Raw genomic sequence first — 1,030 nt, forward strand, 5'->3', positions numbered from 1 at the left:
ACGCTAGTGGTGGTGGAGTCGTTGTTGAAATACCACTCTGATCGGATTGACCATCTAACTTTGGCCCATGATCTGGGTTGGGGACAGTGCCTGGTGGGTAGTTTAACTGGGGCGGTTGCCTCCTAAATGGTAACGGAGGCGCCCAAAGGTTTCCTCAGCCTGGTTGGTAATCAGGTGGTGAGTGTAAGTGCACAAGGGAGCTTGACTGTGAGAGTGACAACTCGAGCAGGGACGAAAGTCGGGACTAGTGATCCGGCACCTACTTGTGGATGTGGTGTCGCTCAACGGATAAAAGGTACCCCGGGGATAACAGGCTGATCTTCCCCAAGAGTCCATATCGACGGGATGGTTTGGCACCTCGATGTCGGCTCGTCGCATCCTGGGGCTGGAGTAGGTCCCAAGGGTTGGGCTGTTCGCCCATTAAAGCGGCACGCGAGCTGGGTTTAGAACGTCGTGAGACAGTTCGGTCTCTATCCGCCGCGCGCGTTGAAACTTGAAGAAGGCTGTCCCTAGTACGAGAGGACCGGGACGGACGTACCTCTAGTGTGCCAGTTGTTCCGCCAGGGGCAGGGCTGGTTGGCTACGTACGGGAGGGATAACCGCTGAAAGCATCTAAGCGGGAAGCCTGTTTTGAGATGAGGTTTCTGTTGAGGTTCCCTGGAGATGACGGGGTTGATAGGCCAGATCTGGACGCACTGTAAGGTGTGGAGGTGACTGGTACTAATAGGCCGACACTAAACACATATGTTGTGATGATGCGTGTGAGCGTGTTGTTGTGATTTGTTGTAACGAGTAACGAGAAGTGTTGTTCGCGTCCACTGTGCAGTGTCTGACACGGCACGCACCGGCCCAACCCCTGTGGGGGTGGGGGTGGTGTGGTTGTGTTGGTTGGTTGTGTTGGTGGTTTATTGCGGCAGGGTCACGCCCGGTCCCGTTCCGAACCCGGAAGCTAAGCCTGTTTGCGCTGATGGTACTGCACCTGGGAGGGTGTGGGAGAGTAGGTTGCCGCCAACCTTTTAACTTCATGTGT

2 rRNA genes are annotated in these 1,030 nt (G+C 55.4%); both read left to right on the plus strand.

The features are described from left to right. A 23S ribosomal RNA gene (locus ACQCVD_RS15445) occupies nucleotides 1–745 on the plus strand; the annotation flags it as partial. 151 nt (nucleotides 746–896) lie between these two features. Then, nucleotides 897–1,014, plus strand: a 5S ribosomal RNA gene (gene rrf, locus ACQCVD_RS15450). Nucleotides 1,015–1,030: the final 16 nt, after the last annotated feature.

The organism is Corynebacterium halotolerans (assembly GCF_050107895.1).
Classification (GTDB): domain Bacteria; phylum Actinomycetota; class Actinomycetes; order Mycobacteriales; family Mycobacteriaceae; genus Corynebacterium; species Corynebacterium halotolerans_B.